Source organism: Cellvibrio sp., from assembly GCF_046347455.1.
Taxonomy (GTDB): domain Bacteria; phylum Pseudomonadota; class Gammaproteobacteria; order Pseudomonadales; family Cellvibrionaceae; genus Cellvibrio.
Genome location: NZ_JAXMGC010000007.1, coordinates 211,484 through 228,670, shown reverse-complemented (window position 1 = coordinate 228,670; position 17,187 = coordinate 211,484). Strand labels below are relative to the sequence as shown.

Annotated in this window: 15 protein-coding genes; 9 read left to right on the top strand and 6 right to left on the bottom strand. The window is 46.0% G+C overall.

Features of this window, described 5'->3' with window-relative positions:
• The first annotated feature begins 7 nt into the window (after positions 1-7).
• The 7 genes from dapD (at position 8) to dapE (ending at position 6,238) form a co-directional block, all read left to right on the top strand.
• A complete protein-coding gene (gene dapD, locus U1F02_RS13945; RefSeq protein WP_409991016.1) occupies positions 8-1,036 on the top strand; it encodes a 2,3,4,5-tetrahydropyridine-2,6-dicarboxylate N-succinyltransferase in 1,029 nt (342 codons plus the stop codon).
• Between the two features lie 25 nt (positions 1,037-1,061).
• Positions 1,062-1,766: a YebC/PmpR family DNA-binding transcriptional regulator gene (locus U1F02_RS13940; protein ID WP_409991015.1), complete on the top strand. Its 705-nt coding sequence runs from the start codon at positions 1,062-1,064 to the stop codon at positions 1,764-1,766.
• Between the two features lie 335 nt (positions 1,767-2,101).
• Positions 2,102-3,250 (top strand): zinc-dependent alcohol dehydrogenase, encoded by a 1,149-nt coding sequence (locus U1F02_RS13935; RefSeq protein ID WP_409991014.1) that lies wholly within the window; start codon positions 2,102-2,104, stop codon positions 3,248-3,250.
• Positions 3,234-3,782 (top strand): hypothetical protein, encoded by a 549-nt coding sequence (locus U1F02_RS13930; RefSeq protein ID WP_409991013.1) that lies wholly within the window; start codon positions 3,234-3,236, stop codon positions 3,780-3,782. The genes U1F02_RS13935 and U1F02_RS13930 overlap by 17 nt, the downstream gene beginning before the upstream one ends.
• A gap of 315 nt (positions 3,783-4,097) precedes the next feature.
• Positions 4,098-4,271, top strand: coding sequence for a general stress protein (locus tag U1F02_RS13925; protein ID WP_409991012.1), 174 nt, complete (start codon positions 4,098-4,100; stop codon positions 4,269-4,271).
• Positions 4,272-4,398: 127 nt separating this feature from the next.
• On the top strand, positions 4,399-4,908 hold the full coding sequence (locus U1F02_RS13920) for a ferritin-like domain-containing protein (RefSeq protein WP_409991011.1): 510 nt from the start codon (positions 4,399-4,401) through the stop codon (positions 4,906-4,908).
• Between the two features lie 199 nt (positions 4,909-5,107).
• A complete protein-coding gene (gene dapE, locus U1F02_RS13915; RefSeq protein WP_409991010.1) occupies positions 5,108-6,238 on the top strand; it encodes a succinyl-diaminopimelate desuccinylase in 1,131 nt (376 codons plus the stop codon).
• Between the two features lie 71 nt (positions 6,239-6,309).
• Here dapE and U1F02_RS13910 read toward each other — a convergent pair whose 3' ends face one another.
• The gene (locus U1F02_RS13910; RefSeq protein WP_409991009.1) at positions 6,310-7,509 is read right to left on the bottom strand and encodes an MFS transporter; all 1,200 of its coding nucleotides are present in this window, start codon (positions 7,507-7,509) and stop codon (positions 6,310-6,312) included.
• Positions 7,510-7,768: 259 nt separating this feature from the next.
• Between U1F02_RS13910 and U1F02_RS13905 the strand changes: the two genes are divergently transcribed.
• On the top strand, positions 7,769-9,415 hold the full coding sequence (locus U1F02_RS13905; RefSeq protein ID WP_409991008.1) for a glucan biosynthesis protein: 1,647 nt from the start codon (positions 7,769-7,771) through the stop codon (positions 9,413-9,415).
• Between the two features lie 70 nt (positions 9,416-9,485).
• On the opposite strand, the gene galA is transcribed toward U1F02_RS13905, so the two are convergent.
• The gene (galA, locus tag U1F02_RS13900; RefSeq protein ID WP_409991007.1) at positions 9,486-12,329 is read right to left on the bottom strand and encodes a beta-galactosidase GalA; all 2,844 of its coding nucleotides are present in this window, start codon (positions 12,327-12,329) and stop codon (positions 9,486-9,488) included.
• A gap of 130 nt (positions 12,330-12,459) precedes the next feature.
• Here galA and U1F02_RS13895 point away from each other — a divergent pair, with 130 nt between their 5' ends.
• Positions 12,460-13,251 carry a DUF1461 domain-containing protein gene (locus U1F02_RS13895; RefSeq protein WP_409991006.1) on the top strand — a complete coding sequence of 264 codons (792 nt, stop codon included), beginning with the start codon at positions 12,460-12,462 and terminating at the stop codon, positions 13,249-13,251.
• Positions 13,252-13,353: 102 nt separating this feature from the next.
• Here the strand turns inward: U1F02_RS13895 and U1F02_RS13890 are convergent, their stop codons facing one another.
• Genes U1F02_RS13890 through U1F02_RS13875 form a run of 4 tightly spaced genes read right to left on the bottom strand, consistent with a single transcriptional unit; the run spans position 13,354 to position 17,187 of the window.
• Entirely contained in the window at positions 13,354-14,046 is a 693-nt protein-coding gene (locus tag U1F02_RS13890) for a 16S rRNA pseudouridine(516) synthase (protein ID WP_409991005.1), read from the bottom strand.
• Between the two features lie 5 nt (positions 14,047-14,051).
• Positions 14,052-14,822, bottom strand: coding sequence for a co-chaperone DjlA (gene djlA / locus U1F02_RS13885; protein WP_409991004.1), 771 nt, complete (start codon positions 14,820-14,822; stop codon positions 14,052-14,054).
• Positions 14,823-14,878: 56 nt separating this feature from the next.
• The gene (locus U1F02_RS13880; protein WP_409991003.1) at positions 14,879-16,495 is read right to left on the bottom strand and encodes a protein adenylyltransferase SelO; all 1,617 of its coding nucleotides are present in this window, start codon (positions 16,493-16,495) and stop codon (positions 14,879-14,881) included.
• A gap of 47 nt (positions 16,496-16,542) precedes the next feature.
• Positions 16,543-17,187, bottom strand: coding sequence for a glutathione S-transferase family protein (locus tag U1F02_RS13875; RefSeq protein WP_409991002.1), 645 nt, complete (start codon positions 17,185-17,187; stop codon positions 16,543-16,545).

The following is a 17,187-nucleotide window of genomic DNA, read 5'->3' as shown; positions in this document are numbered from 1 at the left end:
AAAAACCATGACAACTCTATACGCACTCGGCTTAGGCATAGGCACACAAAATTCAAAAGGCGAATGGCTAGAAGTTTTTTACGCTGCACCACTTTTAAATCCATCAGCAGCAGTTGCTGGCGCCCTTGCTAAAGCCGTAGGTTACAGCGAAGGCAACCAAGCAATCGCAATTACCAAGGCGCAAGCCGGTGAAATTGCAAAAGTCTTGGAATCTGTGGATGCAGAACAAGCAGCGCTTGCTAAATCACTTGTAAATAGCAAACGTCCGCTGGTTGCGACACTTCTTGCGACTGACACCAATCCTGCTTCCGTACCCGAAGGTTATTTGAAGTTACATTTGTTGTCGCATCGCTTGGTTAAACCACACAATACAGTGCTGGCTGGCATTTTTGGCGTGCTACCCAATGTTGCCTGGACCAACAAAGGTGCAATTGATATTAATGAATTGCCTGCAGCGCAATTACAAGCACGCTTGAACGGTGAGGAACTGGAAGTTTCCTGCGTAGATAAATTCCCCAAAATGACCAACTACGTGGTGCCAAAAGGCGTACGTGTTGCACACACGGCACGCGTGCGTTTGGGCGCTTATCTCGGCGAAGGCACCACCATCATGCATGAAGGCTTTGTGAACTTTAATGCCGGTACCGAAGGCCCCGCGATGATTGAAGGCCGCATTTCTGCCGGCGTTTTTGTAGGCGCTGGTTCAGATTTAGGTGGTGGCAGCTCCACTATGGGAACTCTTTCTGGCGGTGGTAACATAGTTATCTCTATTGGAAAAGAATCTTTGATCGGTGCTAACGCGGGTACAGGTATTCCATTAGGCGATCGCTGCAAAATTGAATCTGGTTTATACATAACCGCAGGCACCAAAGTTGTTATGCTTGATGATACCGGCGCAGAAGTAAAAACAGTAAAAGCACGCGAATTAGCGAATGTGTCTGATTTGGTTTTCCGTCGCAATTCAATCAGCGGTCGCGTTGAAGTAGTGACGAATAAAAGCGCGTTACAGTTAAACACAGCCTTACACAAAAATTAATCTTTAACATATAGCGAGAAATATTATGGGCGCTCAATGGAAAGCGAAAGGTCGCGAAGCGGCCGCTAGTGCAAAAGGTAAATTGTTTACCAAACTTACGAAAGAAATCATGATCGCCGCACGCAACGGTGCAGATCCGGATATGAACCCGCGTTTACGCCTTGCCATTCATGCAGCAAAGAAAGCATCAATGACACGTGAGACTCTTGAGCGCGCCATTAAAAAAGGTTCAGGCCAATTGGACGGTGGCATCAGCTACGAGAAAGTTGTGTATGAAGGTTTTGCTCCTCATCAGGTGCCAGTCATCGTTGAATGTTTAACCGATAACGTTAACCGCACCATTTCAAATATCCGCGGATTATTTCGCAAAGGCCAATTAGGTGCCTCAGGTTCTGTATCCTGGGATTTCGATCACGTAGGTATGATTGAAGCTACACCTGCGAATAAAGAGGCAGATCCGGAAATGGCCGCGATTGAAGCAGGCGCACAAGATTTTGAAATCAATGACGACGGCTCGGCTTTGTTTATCACCGACATCACCGATTTAGATGTGGTACAAAAAGCATTACCTGCACAAGGTTTTACCGTTGACTCAGCAAAAATTGGTTATCGCCCCAAAAATCCTGTGAGCTTATCAGGCGAAGCATTGGAAGAAGTGGAAGCCTTTTTAGCGGCAATTGACGACGATGATGATGTACACGAAGTTTACGTCGGCTTGTCTGGCGAATAAAACCTAAAGTGAACTCTTCAAAAGCCAGGCCAATAACCTGGCTTTTTCTTTTTAAAAACCTGCGTTACGAACCGCGATCTTTTTTATTTTTTTAACTTCTGCGTTGTGCTATTCACCGCCTCGCTCTGCTCTCCGCCTTGTTCCGCTTTCGCCTCGTTTGTAAAACCCGAGCGCTAAATTTTAACAAACACTTTCGTCATCTGCCGTACCTACAGAAGCACAGATTGGGCGTAGCCTTTGCTTTTTAAATTCTGCGCAACCTGCCATAAGCGTAACGGAGGGCATTTATGTTAGCGATGAATTACAGAGGACCCGGTCGGATACGAGCAAGTCAAATGCCCGTACCGGAAATACTCCATCCACAAGATGCAATCATTCGGGTTACACGATCTTGCATATGCGGATCAGATTTACATCTATACAACGGCAATGTTCCCGATACGCGAGTTGGAACAACTTTTGGACACGAATTCACCGGCGTTGTCACCGAACTAGGTGGGGACATTCAAAAACTGAAAGTAGGCGATCACGTATTGGTGCCGTTTAATATTGCATGCGGAAAATGCGTTTTTTGTAAGCAAGGTCTGTTTGGAAATTGTCACGAATCAAATCCGCAAGCTACGGCTGTGGGCGGAATTTTTGGATACTCACACATGGCCGGTGGTTATCATGGAGGGCAAGCGGAATATGTACGCGTGCCCTACGCCGATGTTGGCCCAACAATTATTCCGCCTGGCATGGATTTAGACGATGCGGTGCTGTTAACAGATGTTGTTCCCACGGGTTACCAAGCCGCCGAAATGGGCGGCATACAAATTGGCGATACAGTTGTTGTCTTTGGTGCTGGTCCAATTGGCATTATGGCTGCGAAATGCGCATGGCTATTTGGCGCGGGGCGCGTCATTGTTATTGACGAATTAGATTATCGCCTCGAGTTTGCGAAAAATTACGCGCAATGCGAAGCCTATAATTTTCGCTCCATGAAAGACCCCGTTCTGTTTATTAAAAAAATTACCGATTTTTTAGGCGCAGATGTTTGCATAGATGCAGTAGGTGCGGAGGCAACTGGCAGCCTTATGCAATCCCTCACAGGCAGAAAATTATTACTGCAAGCCGGCTCTCCCACTGCACTATGTTGGGCAATAAATTCCGTTAAAAAAGGCGGCGTGGTTTCAATCGTTGGCGTTTACGGGCCAACGGGGAATTTTATTCCTATAGGCAACGTAATTAACAAAGGCATCACAATTCGCGCCAATCAGGCGTCGGTAAAACGCTTGCTACCTACATTAATTCAGCACGTTCAAAATGGGATTTTAGATCCCAAAAAACTTATTACTCACCGAATTCCTCTCGAAGATGTTGCCGATGCTTATCGAATTTTTTCTGACAAGCTCGATGAATGTATAAAACCTGTGTTAATCACATCATCAAGTAATCACTCAACAACCCAACTGAGAGATACACATCATGGAAAAATTCACTGATAGACCTATTGCGTCTGAAACTAAAACGCAAAGCAAACACAGCATTTACGCGCACGAAAATTCACACATTAAAGGTTGGGGCATAGACGCCAACCGCAACAATGACCCGACATTCCCTATGCGCCAACGCACCAATGAAACGACCAAAAATTACTACTGGGATAGGCCACCGCTACAGCCCGCAACCACAGAAATTTTGCAATCGATTGAACGTCCAAATCTTACGGCAACTTTTGGTACTGCTGCGCCACCGTCAGGAGTGAGCGGAAAAATCAGACGCTTTGCATTCAAATACAGCGAAGGCAAGCTTATCCATTGGCTCGCGTTACTCTTGGCCGACCGCGTAAATGTTGTTGAGGCGCTTGTGACAGACATTACAAACGGCAACAAACCTAATTTACTCAAAGAATACGGAACCGGCGCGCAATGGAAACACAAACCAGAAGCTGTTATTACAAAAGTTGTTATGGGTGCCACAGTGTTGACCTGCTTGGTTTTGCTGTACAAATCCCGAAAAAGACAAGGCGTGTAATCAAACGACTTTTCCCAAAAAGCATCGAAAACTAGACGAAAGATAAATTCAATACTACAAAAAAATGGAGCTTAAAAACTTGCTGTGATTTGTGTTGGGCAGCGAACGGTTTTAACACAAGACCAACATTAAAGTCTCAATAAAGACAAGGCATCCATAACGCAAAAGTTAACAAGAGAAAATATTAAAAAATTTATTTTTTTAAAATATTTCAAACGAATTATTTTAAAAAGTAAATAACACTTTCACCCGAAAGTGTTCGATAGAAGTGTGTCAAAAGCACAGTTGTTTTTCCATTAATATGAGGGTTACAAAATGGCTACAAGTAAAGGTGGTAAAGGTTTTGCAAACGACCCGGAACGCGCATCTGAAGCTGGCAAAAAAGGCGGCAGCATGAGCGGCGGCAATTTTAAAAACGACCCAGAGCGTGCCTCTGAAGCAGGTAAGAAGGGTGGCGAAAACAGCCACGGTGGCGGACGTAAGTCTTAATGCCATCTGGCGGAAAAGGACTTCCGCATGCCACACCAACTATAAGTAGATTTTACGAACAATAAAATCTCCTACCTACGCCCCCCCTGCTTTACTCCTCAACCCGGCGAAAATGCTGGAGGTAATTATGAACGACCCAAAAGAACATTTAGTTGATTGGTTGCGCGACGCACATGCCATGGAAAATCAAATGGAGACTTTATTAAAAGGCCAGTTTGATCGCATTGAACATTACGCTGAATTAAAAGCCGCTATTCAATCTCACATTGAAACCACACGTAATCATCAAGTAAGTTTGCGTAGCTGTATCGAACGCCTCGGCGGCGACACATCAACCATCAAAGATCTAGGCGCAAAATTGATGGCCACCGGGCAAAATTTGGTGGGCACCGCTATGAGCGATGAAGTGGTGAAAGGTGCAATGACGCTTTACGTGTTTACCCACGTCGCCATCAGCTCCTACAGCGTACTTATCACCGCCGCCAAATTTTATGGCGACCCGGACATTCAGGATATTTGTGAAAACGCGCGTGATGATGAAATCGGCATGAGCACTTGGCTTGAACGTGAATTATCGCCTCTCACACAAGCTTTTCTTAAGCGCACACAAACCAATAGTGACGCAGCGAGTCGCTGAAAAGTGCCCGCCTCGCGGGCGAATTCCATCACCTAATAAATTGAACATTGTGTTTTCCTGCGTAGATATTTCGCATTGCTTTTTTAAATTCACACTCGTTACGGAAACCCAATTACCGCGCTTTAGCACGCCAATTAAGGTGGAGCCCATCAAGACAACCTAGTAGAATTGCAGCATGCTCAATTGACTGGATTTCCGCATGACAACTCCCACAATACAACTCGCCATGGACCTTATTCGCTGCCGCTCGGTAACGCCGGAGGATAACGGGTGCCAAGAATTAATGATTAAACGGCTTGAAGCTATAGGCTTTAAGGTAGATCGCTTGCGCTTTGGCGATGTTGATAATTTTTGGGCGATTCGCGGCGACCAAGGGCCAATCCTTGCGTTTGCCGGCCACACCGATGTTGTCCCCACTGGCCCCGAAGCCAATTGGAATAATCCACCCTTTGAACCCAAAATCATCGACGGAATGCTGCATGGTCGTGGCGCTGCAGATATGAAAGGTTCGCTCGCAAGTATGGTAATCGCTTGCGAAAATTTTGTGGCAAAGCATCCAAGCCATAAAGGCCGAATTGCATTTTTAATTACCAGCGACGAAGAAGGCCCCTCAGTAAACGGCACGGTTAAAGTGGTTGAGTGGCTGGAAGCGCGCAACACCAAAATGGCGTGGTGCATTGTGGGTGAGCCATCCAGCACCAAACAGGTTGGTGATGTAATTAAAAACGGTCGCCGCGGTTCACTCGGCGGTATTTTAAAAGTGAAAGGCATTCAAGGCCATGTTGCCTATCCTCACCTTGCAGACAACCCCATCCATAAATTGGCGCCCGCTTTAGCAGAACTCACAGCAGAACATTGGGACAACGGCAACGAATTTTTTCCTGCAACAAGTTTTCAAGTTTCTAATATCAATGGCGGAACCGGCGCGACCAATGTCATTCCCGGCGAAGTAGAAGTAGTTTTTAATTTCCGCTTTTCAACCGAACTGACTGAAAAAGTTTTACGCGAGCGTACCGAAGCGATTTTAAATAAACACAAACTGCAATATGAACTGCAATGGATTTTAAGCGGGCAACCATTTCTCACACCGCGCGGCGACTTGGTCAATGCAGTAGTGGATGCAATTAAATCTGAGACAGGTTTAGATGCAGAACTCTCAACATCGGGCGGCACCTCTGACGGCCGCTTTATTGCACCAACCGGAGCGCAAGTGGTAGAGCTCGGCCCGATTAACGCCACTATTCATAAAGTGAATGAATGCATTAGCGCGGATGATTTAAATAAGTTAACGGGCATTTACGAAAAGACACTGGAAATACTTTTGGCATAATCAACAACGCCAATTAAACAAAAGCCCCAATTAAGGGGCTTTTGCTTTTTAAAAAACCTAAACCACTCCAATCAACTCACCGCTTTTACCTTGGTCGCGGTATAAATCGCTAGCAAACTCACCGCACACGCAATATAGCCAACCAACTCGTAATGCAGTATTTCTCCGCTCGGTGCTTTAATCATAATGGCTCCCGCTATTAAGGCAGCAAAACCAGAACCCAAATTCTGCACGGCAGAACTAAATGCCATTACGCGACCGCGAAACCGCGACTCGCATGACGCAGTAACTAACGCTGAGGTTGGTATAAAACGACCACTCACAAAAACAAAAAATAAAGTTGCAATTAGCAACTGCCAAACAAATCCTACATGCAAGGTTTGAGTCACTAGAATAATAGGGATAAAACTTAGCAAGCTCGTCACAGCCAAGACTTTCCAATGCTTGTGTTTATCGGTCATGCGTCCGATAAAGGGGCGAGTAAACAACGTAGCTAAACCGCCGCACAAATACACATAAGGTAATTCGTGATCGCTCATGCCGGTGTTGGCAACCATAGTTGGCGCAATGTAGGGAATCACCATAAACCCTGCAAACATGACCAGACCAGAAGTTGCGAACGCCCACCAGTGGTTGGAAATACGAAACAACTCAACGTAGCTTCTAAAAAAATTTACATGGGGCTGATCCAAATGACCGCGAACATTCGGCACTATTTTATAGGCGATGGCTAATATCAGAATCCCGGCGTAGCTAATAAAACTAAATGGTGTTTGCCACGAAAAGTGGTTAGAAATAAATAGCCCCAAAGGTACACCTGCAATTGCCGCCAATGAAAATGCGAGCATCACAATTCCCATTGCCTTGCCGCGTTTTTGCGGAGGGAATATATCGCCAACAATTGCCAATACAATCGAGCTTAAAACACCACCGAAAAACCCAGCAATGATTCGGGCCACTAACAAAACGGAGTAGGAATTGGAGTAAGCACAGGCAAGAGTTGCGACGAGAAGACCGATATAAGCAACCAACAAGGCATTGCGGCGATCAAAGCGATCCCCCAATGAAGACGCAAGGAGCGAAGAAACGCCAGCAGCAATGGAATAAGAAGAAACCAACAATCCAAAGTCGCCCGGCTGAATTGAGAATACCGCCATAAGTTGTGAGGAAAGCGGCATCATAATCATAAAATCGACAATCATGGTGAACTGCAACGCCATGAGCGTAAACAACATAATGCGCTCGCGCGCCGGAGTCAGCGGTGTATACATATGCTTGCCTCAACCTAAAAATAACAGTTTAGCGAAAACCTAGACGATGTTGCATTGACGCTTGTAACCTGTTGCACATAGCCCCTTCAACAAATAACTCGCGGAAAATGGTCGCAACCATGTTGAACGCACGGCCACAAGGGGGAAGAATCCATTATAATGATCACCTTTTGGTGCAATCACGAAGCCTTGCGGAGCAAAAGCTCACTGCACCCAAACTCACTATTTAACGACTATAAAATTGGTTCGGAGACCGCGGATGATTCGTTTGCCACACGCCCTGCCTGGATCTAAAAATTCCAAGCCATTCACAAAAAGTATTTTACGTGTATCGAGTCTCTTATCGACACTTCTCGCCTTAAGTGTTGCAACCCCCTTTAGCATTGCAGCAACACCGAACCAGCCAACTACGGGTGCCGAAATTTCACAACCCGGTTTATTCGATGCTATTAGCTCTCGCGCAAAATTATTAGCGAAAGAAAATTACAAACCGGTGGTCGCCAACATTCCCGAAGCGCTCGCCAAAATGGATTACGATCAATACAGATCCATTCGCTTTCGCCCTGAGGCATCCTTATGGCGCAATGAAGCTTTATTTGAAGTGCAACTTTTCCATGCCGGTTACATTTCAAGAGAACCAAAAATTTTGCACATGGCCACCAACAACGGCGATTCCATTTTGCAGTTTAAACAGGAATATTTTAATTACGAAGGCCCTGCCGCAAGCCTTGCCGGCATAGCACCAAAGGACATCGGCTTTGCCGCATTTCGGTTGCACTACCCGCTCAACAATGTGAATTATAAAGATGAATTTTTTGCGTTCAGTGGTGCAAGTTACTTTCGTATGATTGGCCCCAACCAAGCTTATGGTATTTCCGGTCGTGGCCTTGCGATTGACACCGCAGAATCCTCTGGCGAAGAGTTCCCCAGTTTCCGCGAATTTTGGTTATTGAAACCAACACCGACAGAAAATCACGTTGTGATTTATGCACTGCTTGATAGTCCGTCAATTGCAGGCGCTTATCGTTTTGATATGTACCCCGGTGCAAAAAACCAAGTGAAAGTGACCGCGCGTTTATACGCTCGCAAAGACATTAAGAAGCTCGGCGTTGCACCTTTAACAAGTATGTTTTTGTTTGGTGAAAACAGCGTAAACAAATATAAGTTTGATGACTTCCGCAATGAGGTGCATAACTCCGATGGTCTATTGATGCAAACCTCATCAAGCGAATGGATTTGGCGTCCGCTAACCAATCATCGCGCACTGCATGTATCTTCACTGAGCGATAACAATCCGCAAGGTTTCGGTATGTTGCAACGCGACCGCAATTTTGAAAATTATTTAGATACAGAAGCAAAATACGAAAAACGCCCCAGCATTTGGGTGAAACCCGATATTCCGTTCGGCAAGGGTCGTGTTGAGTTGGTAGAAATTCCATCAGACAGCGAAGCCAACGACAATATGGTTGCCTATTGGGTGCCAGAACAAAGTATGAAAGCTGGCGAAGAGCGTGAATATAAATACACGCTTTTTACTTACGACGCAGAAATTCCCGATCAACCTTTAGCAAAAGTTTTGCGCACAAAAACGGGCTGGGGTGCAGTGGCTGCGCAATCAAACCCACCACCAAAAAGTAAACGCCAATTTGCGATTGACTTCCAAGGCGGCGAATTAGATAAATTGCCTGCAGGCACTATTGTTCAAGCGGATCTTATGAAAAACGCCGGCAAGCTGAGTGATTTACAAGTAAGCAGATTACCTAACGGAAAATCTTATCGCGTATCCTTCAAAATTGAGCCCGAAGGCAATAACGTTGTGGATATGCGCTTATTCCTGAAAACCAAAGACAAACGCTTGAGCGAAGTGTGGAGTTATCCTTGGTATCCAGATAATACGCCGAATTAATTAAGTTTGATCAAAATAAAAAAGGCGAACCAATTGGTTCGCCTTTTTTATTAGAGCGCACAAGAAGCAATTACCTCTTAGGCTCTATCACCACATTCCCGTCAACACCGGCTTTGTTATCGCCATCACCTTCTACAAGTACATTTAGTTGACGGCGCCCTTCTCCTGCGGGCAAATCCAGATTTAATTCGCCGGGAGCGAATTTATCTTTCTTGGCAATCATCACACCGTTTAACCAAATTTCTGCTTTGCCGGTAATGCTGTAGAAATGGATTTTCCCGCTGCCGTTTGCAAGATTTTTACGCGGGGCAAAGTGCGTACGATACAAACGGTATTTTCCATCTTTAATATCACCCGGCGTGTTCATCATAGGTGGCTGGCCCCAACCCCAAGTGTTCATGTCATTATCCGCTAGCACTTGTGTTGGATTCCAAGGCGCTGCGCTTGCAGGTGAAACACGCCAATCCGTTAAATAGGTGAGTGGCGCAGCAGATTCAGCAACGTAAGGCACAGGTGCTACCGCTTTTACCGGAATGCTCACGCGTGCGGATTTTAACCCGGGGGCGCTAGCAGAAACTTTAATGTCGCCTGAACTTTCATAATTGGATTGCACAATTAATTGAGCAAGACCATTAAACAGTTTGCGGGTTTTACCTTTTTCATCTTCGTGTGAATTAGGGTCGCCATTGCCGTGACCAATGGATTTCCCTGCGCCAGAAATTTCAAAAGTCACTTCGGAATTATCAATGGGTACAGCGCGGCCTTTTGCATCCAACGCACGTATGGTTATCGGCATTGCATCACGACCATCGCCTAACAAACTTTTGCGATCTGGAATCATTTCTAACGCAACCGCTTTACCCGTTGTTTCAACCGACGCACGCGCAACTTCTTTCTCGCCTTTGTAGCCAATGGCTTCAAGCTTGCCGGCCTCGTAAGCCACCTTAAAGAAATTCATGCGGTAGTTATCGACTTTTTGTTCACCTAATTCGCGACCATTCAACAGAAGTTTTACACGCTCAACGTTGGCCATAACCATCACGCGAATTTCCTGCCCTTCCTTTCCTGCCCAATTCCAATGGGGTGCAAGGTAAACCAGTGGACGATCTTTTATCCATTGAACCTGATGAATGTAGTAGGCATCTTTTGCAAAGCCGTTGAGATCCATAATGCCGAACACAGAGCTGACTGATGGCCACTCGTTGGGTGTTGGCTCACCGCGATAATCAAAACCTGTCCACACAAAACCACCGGCAACATATGCGCGGGTATCAATGGCCTGCCATGCGTCGCGGTGACTATTGCCCCAGAGTGCATAATCATCGTCGTAACTGGCAATCAGGTTTTTACTTTTATCCGTGGTGTATTCGCCGCGTGTCATAAATGCAGATGTATCTTCCGAGCTGGTGAAAGGTTTTTCTGGGTGCGCGTTATGGAAGCGGTCGTAATCGGGTACTTGATAGTTTGCGCCCACCACATCCACCGCATGGGATACGTTGAGCGGTGTGAAGAAACCACTGTTCATGGCCGCTGTTACCGGACGAGTATCATCCAGCGCTTTCACCGCTGAACTCATGCGGCGAACCATTTCGTAACCAACCTCTGTGCCTTGCACGGGTTCTTCATTAAATACAGACCATAAAATAATGCCGGGGTGATGACGATCGCGGCGAACCATCCATTCCAATTGCTTCATGTAATCCGGCGATGGATTGAAGTTGCGGTTTTCATCCATCACCACAAAGCCCATACGATCAACCAAATCCAATACTTCGGATGCGGGTGCGTTGTGCGAGAAACGGATCGCGTTAACACCCAATTCCTTCAAGCGGCGCAAGCGGTATTCCCAAATCGAATCGGGTACGGCAACACCAACACCCGCGTGATCTTGGTGAATACAAACGCCCTGCAACTTCACGTGTTTATCGTTTAAAAAGAAGCCTTGTTGCGCATCAAAACGAATAGTGCGGAAGCCGGTATTTAGCGAAGTTTCATCAATTTTTTTACCTTGCGAAAACACTTGGGTTTGTACGCGGTAGAGATTGGTTTTTTCCAACGACCAGATGGCGGGATTAGAAATTGCAATCGGGAGTTTGGCGGTTGTCGGCGTAAACAGTGGCACGTTTACGGCCTGTGTTTGTTTGGCGACCTGCTTGCCAGCGGGATCAAAAACACTCACTTCCACAGAAACATCGGCCGCTGCTTTGCCGCTGTTATCCAGAGTTACTTCAACGGGAATTTCCCAATTATTATCGCCCGCTGCTTTACGTGGTGTAGCGTGCACGCCATCGGTCACCACATGAACTGGGTTGGATTTAACCAGCCAAGCGTGGCGATAAATACCTGCACCTTCGTACCACCAACCTTCCATGGGGTTGGCGTCCGCTTTGATCGCGATAGTGTTCATGGCATCGCCGTAACGCAAGTAGGGAGTGATGTCGATGTAATTTGAGTTGTAGCCAGACCAATTGCGGCTAACCACATTGCCATTTACCCAGACGGTTGAATGGGTGGCTATGGCATCAAACTGCAATTCAAAGTGGCGACCGCGCTCGCTTTCATCCACACGCAAATAACGGCGATACCAAGACGCGCCGCGTGGGCGGTAACCCTGCGAGATATTCGCGTTGGGATCAAACGGCCCTTCTACCGCCCAATCGTGCGGTAAATCCAGCTTGCGCCAGTCGGAGTCATCATATTCACGACCCGCCGCACCCGGCGCATTGCCCGCCTTGGCATTACCGTAGGAAGCGCCATGGCCTTTGATTTCGGGCATGGGAATATCGCCCAAATGAAAGAGCCAACCGCGATCCAGCGATAGGCGTTCGCGGTTAGCATCGGCATTTACGAAACTGGTCGAGAAAATAAGCGCGGCTGCGGAAGCGGCTTTAAGCCAGAAAGATAGGGGTTTCATGGTTGTTGACCTCGTTATGTTTATCGAGTGGAATGATAAATCATATAATTAGATAATGCACGGCTTTTACCTTGTGCTCTGCTTACAAGCTCGCTAGGCTGCTGCCACCTGACCACACGCCCTTGAGACTATGCACATCAACTCTTACCGACTTTCACCCTACGTTATTTGGCCGTTGGTTTTTATTGGCCAGTTATTAGCGACCAGCTTGCTGGCTTGGCATTTACTCGCGCAAATTAATTTTGCTTACCCTCTGGGATACCAATTACTGGGATTGCAAAAACACATTGCCGAGTACGCACCACTCAACCGTTACATTCACGGATTCCAATTCACGCAACCCAAAGACCACTGGGAATTGTTTGGGCAAATTACCCACAGCGTACAAAACAACGGTGAAGGCTTGGCGGATATTTATTTCAATCTGCCCAACGACACTCGCTTACCGCTGATGCACGAGGCAGAAATTATTCATCTGCAAGACGTTAGTCATTTGATTAACAAATTTTATATTGCCGGAATTGCGGGAGCAGTTGTATGGGCATTTTTTTTGTGGGTTGCTTATCGCCAGAAACTCGCATTTCCATCGCCCCGTAAAATTCTGCTGGGATTTTTAGCGGGAATTTTTTTACTGACAACACTTATTTTGAGCCTTGGTGCTACGCGTGTTTTTTATTGGCTACACACCAAAGTATTTCCAGAAGGCCACCAGTGGTTTTTTTATTACGAAGACTCACTTATGACCACGCTGATGAAAGCACCTGATATTTTTGCGTTTATTGCGACGTTATTGTTGCTGGTGTTGACAGTTGTTTGGGGATTATCGACATATGGAATGGTGAGAATACTGAGAAATCACATGCTTGTTAAAGCAAATCATTTAAAGGAAAGCAAACGGAATATTAAGAAAAAAAGAAACTAGTACTTTCTATTTTCAACTGGGAGTCGTCATCCTCGCGTAGCGGGATCCAGAATAAAAACCAACATCAACCGCTGATCCCCGCTACGCGAGGATGACGACTCCCTACTTAATCGAATCTATTTCTTCTGCCGTAAGCAACCGATATTCACCGGCCGCCAAATTAGTATCGAGAATAATTTTACCCATCGACAAACGGTGAAGACCGACAACCTCGTTGTTAAAAAAGCCAAACATACGCTTGACTTGATGGTAGCGCCCTTCATAAATAGTAAGCCTTGCGGAGTATGGGGACAGAATAGTCAACTCCGCTGGCAGGGTTGTTAAATCTTCGAAGCCAAAATATATCCCTTCAGCAAATACGCGTACGTAGTCCTCTGTAATGACTTCTTTTGTTTGTACCAAATAGGTTTTGGGAATTTTATGTGTAGGCTGCGTAATTTTACGCGACCACTTGCCATCGTTGGTCAGCAACAACAAGCCTGTGGTATTAAAATCAAGGCGACCCGCCAGATGCAGGTTTTCCTTTTGCGGAAAATCTAAAAGGTCTATAACCGTTTTATTTTTAGCGTCTTTAGTGGCACTCACGCAACCTTGTGGTTTGTGCAGCATGATGTACACAGCTTCGCGCGATTGCAGAATACGCCCAGCCACTTCCACGCGGCAAAATTCGCTGATGCGTCCACGTCCTTCTGATACGGCTATGCCATTAAGCAGCACTTGGCGCTGTAAAAATAATTCGCGAACGCTTTGTGCCGAGACAGCAAGTTTACTTTCAATAAAACGATCAAGCCGCATTGTCGCTAGCCGCGCGACTTTTTAATTAAATCGTACGCAGCTTGAATTTCTTGCGACCGCTCTGTTGCAGCTTTAATCATATCTTCTGGCAAACCCTGCCCCATAAGTTTGTCGGGGTGGTATTGGCTCATCAGTTTTCGGTAGGCCTTTTTAATATCGGCATCACTTGCATCTGCTGTTACTCCAAGCGCTTCGTAAGCAAGAGCTAAGTCATCAGCACGATGAGGGTGATTTTGGGCAAACGAATTTTGCGCACCAACCATTCGCAACAGCTGTTCAAACGCAACACGAGAGAAACCTACGCCTTCGGCAATTTGTTGCAACAAATCACGCTCTTTACCATCCAGATCGCCATCAATCATTGCCAGGTTAATTAAATACACCAACAACATTTGACTGAGATTGGGGCTGCGGGAACCGACTTGTCGGTAAATATTCAGAGCGTCCTGCAAATTAAAATCAGCTGCTGCACCTTCTTTAAATAAACGAATAGCTTCGCGCTTGTGCTCAGGTGTTAAACCCATTTTATCCATATAGGCTTCGGTGAGTTTAATTTCCATTTCGCTGATGTGCCCATCGGCTTTAGCAATGTGCCCAAGCAAATTAAAAACCGTTTTAAAGAACAACTGCTGAGCTTGCTGCAACTGTTCGCCAGAGACACCGGGGCGACGATTTTTATCAAACAAAAAATAACCCAGTACAGCACCAAATAGCGCGCCAAAAAGCTTATGCGTTAAGAAAAAACCCACCACAAAACCAATAACTGTTGCGATCATTCATATACCTACTAACGCGTATTAATATTAAAACATTGAAATTTTTTGCTACTAACTTAGGAACTGCACGACAACATTGAACAACCCGCCTTGGTTCTGGCCCACTCAGGTCGCTTGGCAAAATATGGCTCGAAGTCGGGTTGCTCATCGTAGGGGTTACGCAACAAGTCCAGCAACAATTGCACCTCGCTGTAGTCACCCTCAGTTGCCTTATCAATTGCCTGTTGCGCCATATAGTTGCGCAACACGTATTTTGGATTGGTACGATTCATTCGCAACTTGCGCTGTTCCTGCGACTCACCATGAACAATATAGTCCTGCTGAACACGCTCCAAATATTGGCGCAACCACTTTGCCATAGCGCTAGTAGCTTCCGTGGAAGGCTCAGCATAATAGGCTAGTTTGACGACATCTATAAGAGCCTTATCGTCAGAATTTGTTAACAAAGAAATATCCACATTCGCAAGCAAGCGGTAGAAGATGGTCATATCCGTTTCAGTTAATTCCAGCACCCGGTGCAACTCATCAATTAACGCAAGGTCGTCTTCTTTAAAGGATTGCAAACCCAGCTTATTGACCATGTCGGTCTGCCATTGTTCTGAATAGCTATGGCGATATGAGTTTAGTGCCGCTTGCAAAGGTTCTACTGCATCAACTAGCGGATAAATGGCATTACCCAATTGCGCAAGATTCCAGAGTGCGACCTGGGGCTGATTGATATATCTGTAGCGCTTACCTTGGGCATCGGTGGTGTTAGGAGTCCAATCAGGATCATACCCCTCAAGCCAACCGTAAGGGCCATAGTCGATGGTTAACCCGAGTATGGACATGTTGTCGGTATTCATCACGCCATGAACAAAACCAACACGCATCCAATGCGCGATCATTTTTGCTGTGCGAATACAAACTTCTTCAAACCACTTTATATAAACATCGCGATTGATTTCTTTTTCAGCGGATAACAGATGTGGGAAATCATTTTGAATCGTAAAGTCAGCGAGCTTCTTTAATAGCTCAACATCATTGCGCGCCGAAAAAATTTCGAAGTTACCGAAACGAGTAAAACTTTGCGCCACACGGCACACAACGGCACCCGGCTCCCATTGAGGATTGCCGTCATAAAACATATCGCGACGAACTTGTTCGCCTGTTAACACCAAACTCAGTGCTCGCGTTGTGGGCACACCTAAATGGTGCATGGCTTCGCTGCACAAAAATTCGCGTATAGACGAGCGCAATACTGCAAGACCATCCGCAGTGCGCGAATAAGGAGTTGGCCCCGCTCCTTTTAGCTGCAATGTCCAATGTTCTCCTTTCGCATTTTTCACTTCACCTAAATTAATTGCACGCCCATCACCCAACTGCCCAGCCCAATTACCGAATTGGTGTCCACCGTAACAACAGGCGTGTGGCTGCATATCTGGCAAGAGTTGATTGCCAGAAAAAATCTGCGTAAATAATTCAGTGTTTAATTCAGAATGATTCAGGTCAATTAAATCGGCGACTTCTGGCGATGCACAAATTAATTTAGGTGAACTAACGCGCGTGGGTTTCACAAACGAATAGCCGGCGCCAGCAACCTGTCTGCGATAATTCTCCACGATGGGGTCTGCCGGAAGTTCCCGCACAAAGCGATTATCAAAAGACAGCTCAGCAAGAGAAACATAACTCATGGAATAACCTGAAGATAAGGGGATTTGGTTTAGGCGAAACCAAATCGTTAGGAATTAGGTGCGACTACGCCGGGCCCGAGCGGAGGAAAAGCCAGAAATTCCGGCAAGGTTTCAGCATAAGTGGACATGGTAGCTAAACGTGGAAAATCAACTACTGAAATAACATCAGGCAACATATGTTGTATAAATTGCCACACAACAGCGGATGTAATGAAGGGTTGATTTAAAACACTTGGATGCAATTCAAACTCGCTAGCAACCAATTTTTGCTCTAGGTTTTCGCAGGCAGCCTTGAGCTGCAAGCTGACACGGTCAATCCAGGGCTGATGCTGCTTTTCTGCAGGGCGCAAATTTTTTTCGTAAACGATTTGTACCGCTTTTTCACAAGCCGCCAACGCAAAGCCAATAATTTGTAGCGCTAGCCTAAACTCTTCGCCGGTTGCCGGCATTAAGCGACGTGACGCTGGCACTGCCGATTCCGCATATTGAAGAATAATACTGGAATCCATTAACAACTCGCCACTTTCAAAAACGAATGTCGGTGCTTTCACAACAGCATTTATCGATTGAAACGCAGCAAAATCATTAAAGACTGACAGCGGTTGATGCTCAAAGGAAATACCCATTGCTTGCAATGAGATTGCTGTTCTACGCACATAGGGTGAATCCAGCATTCCAATGAGCTTCATCAT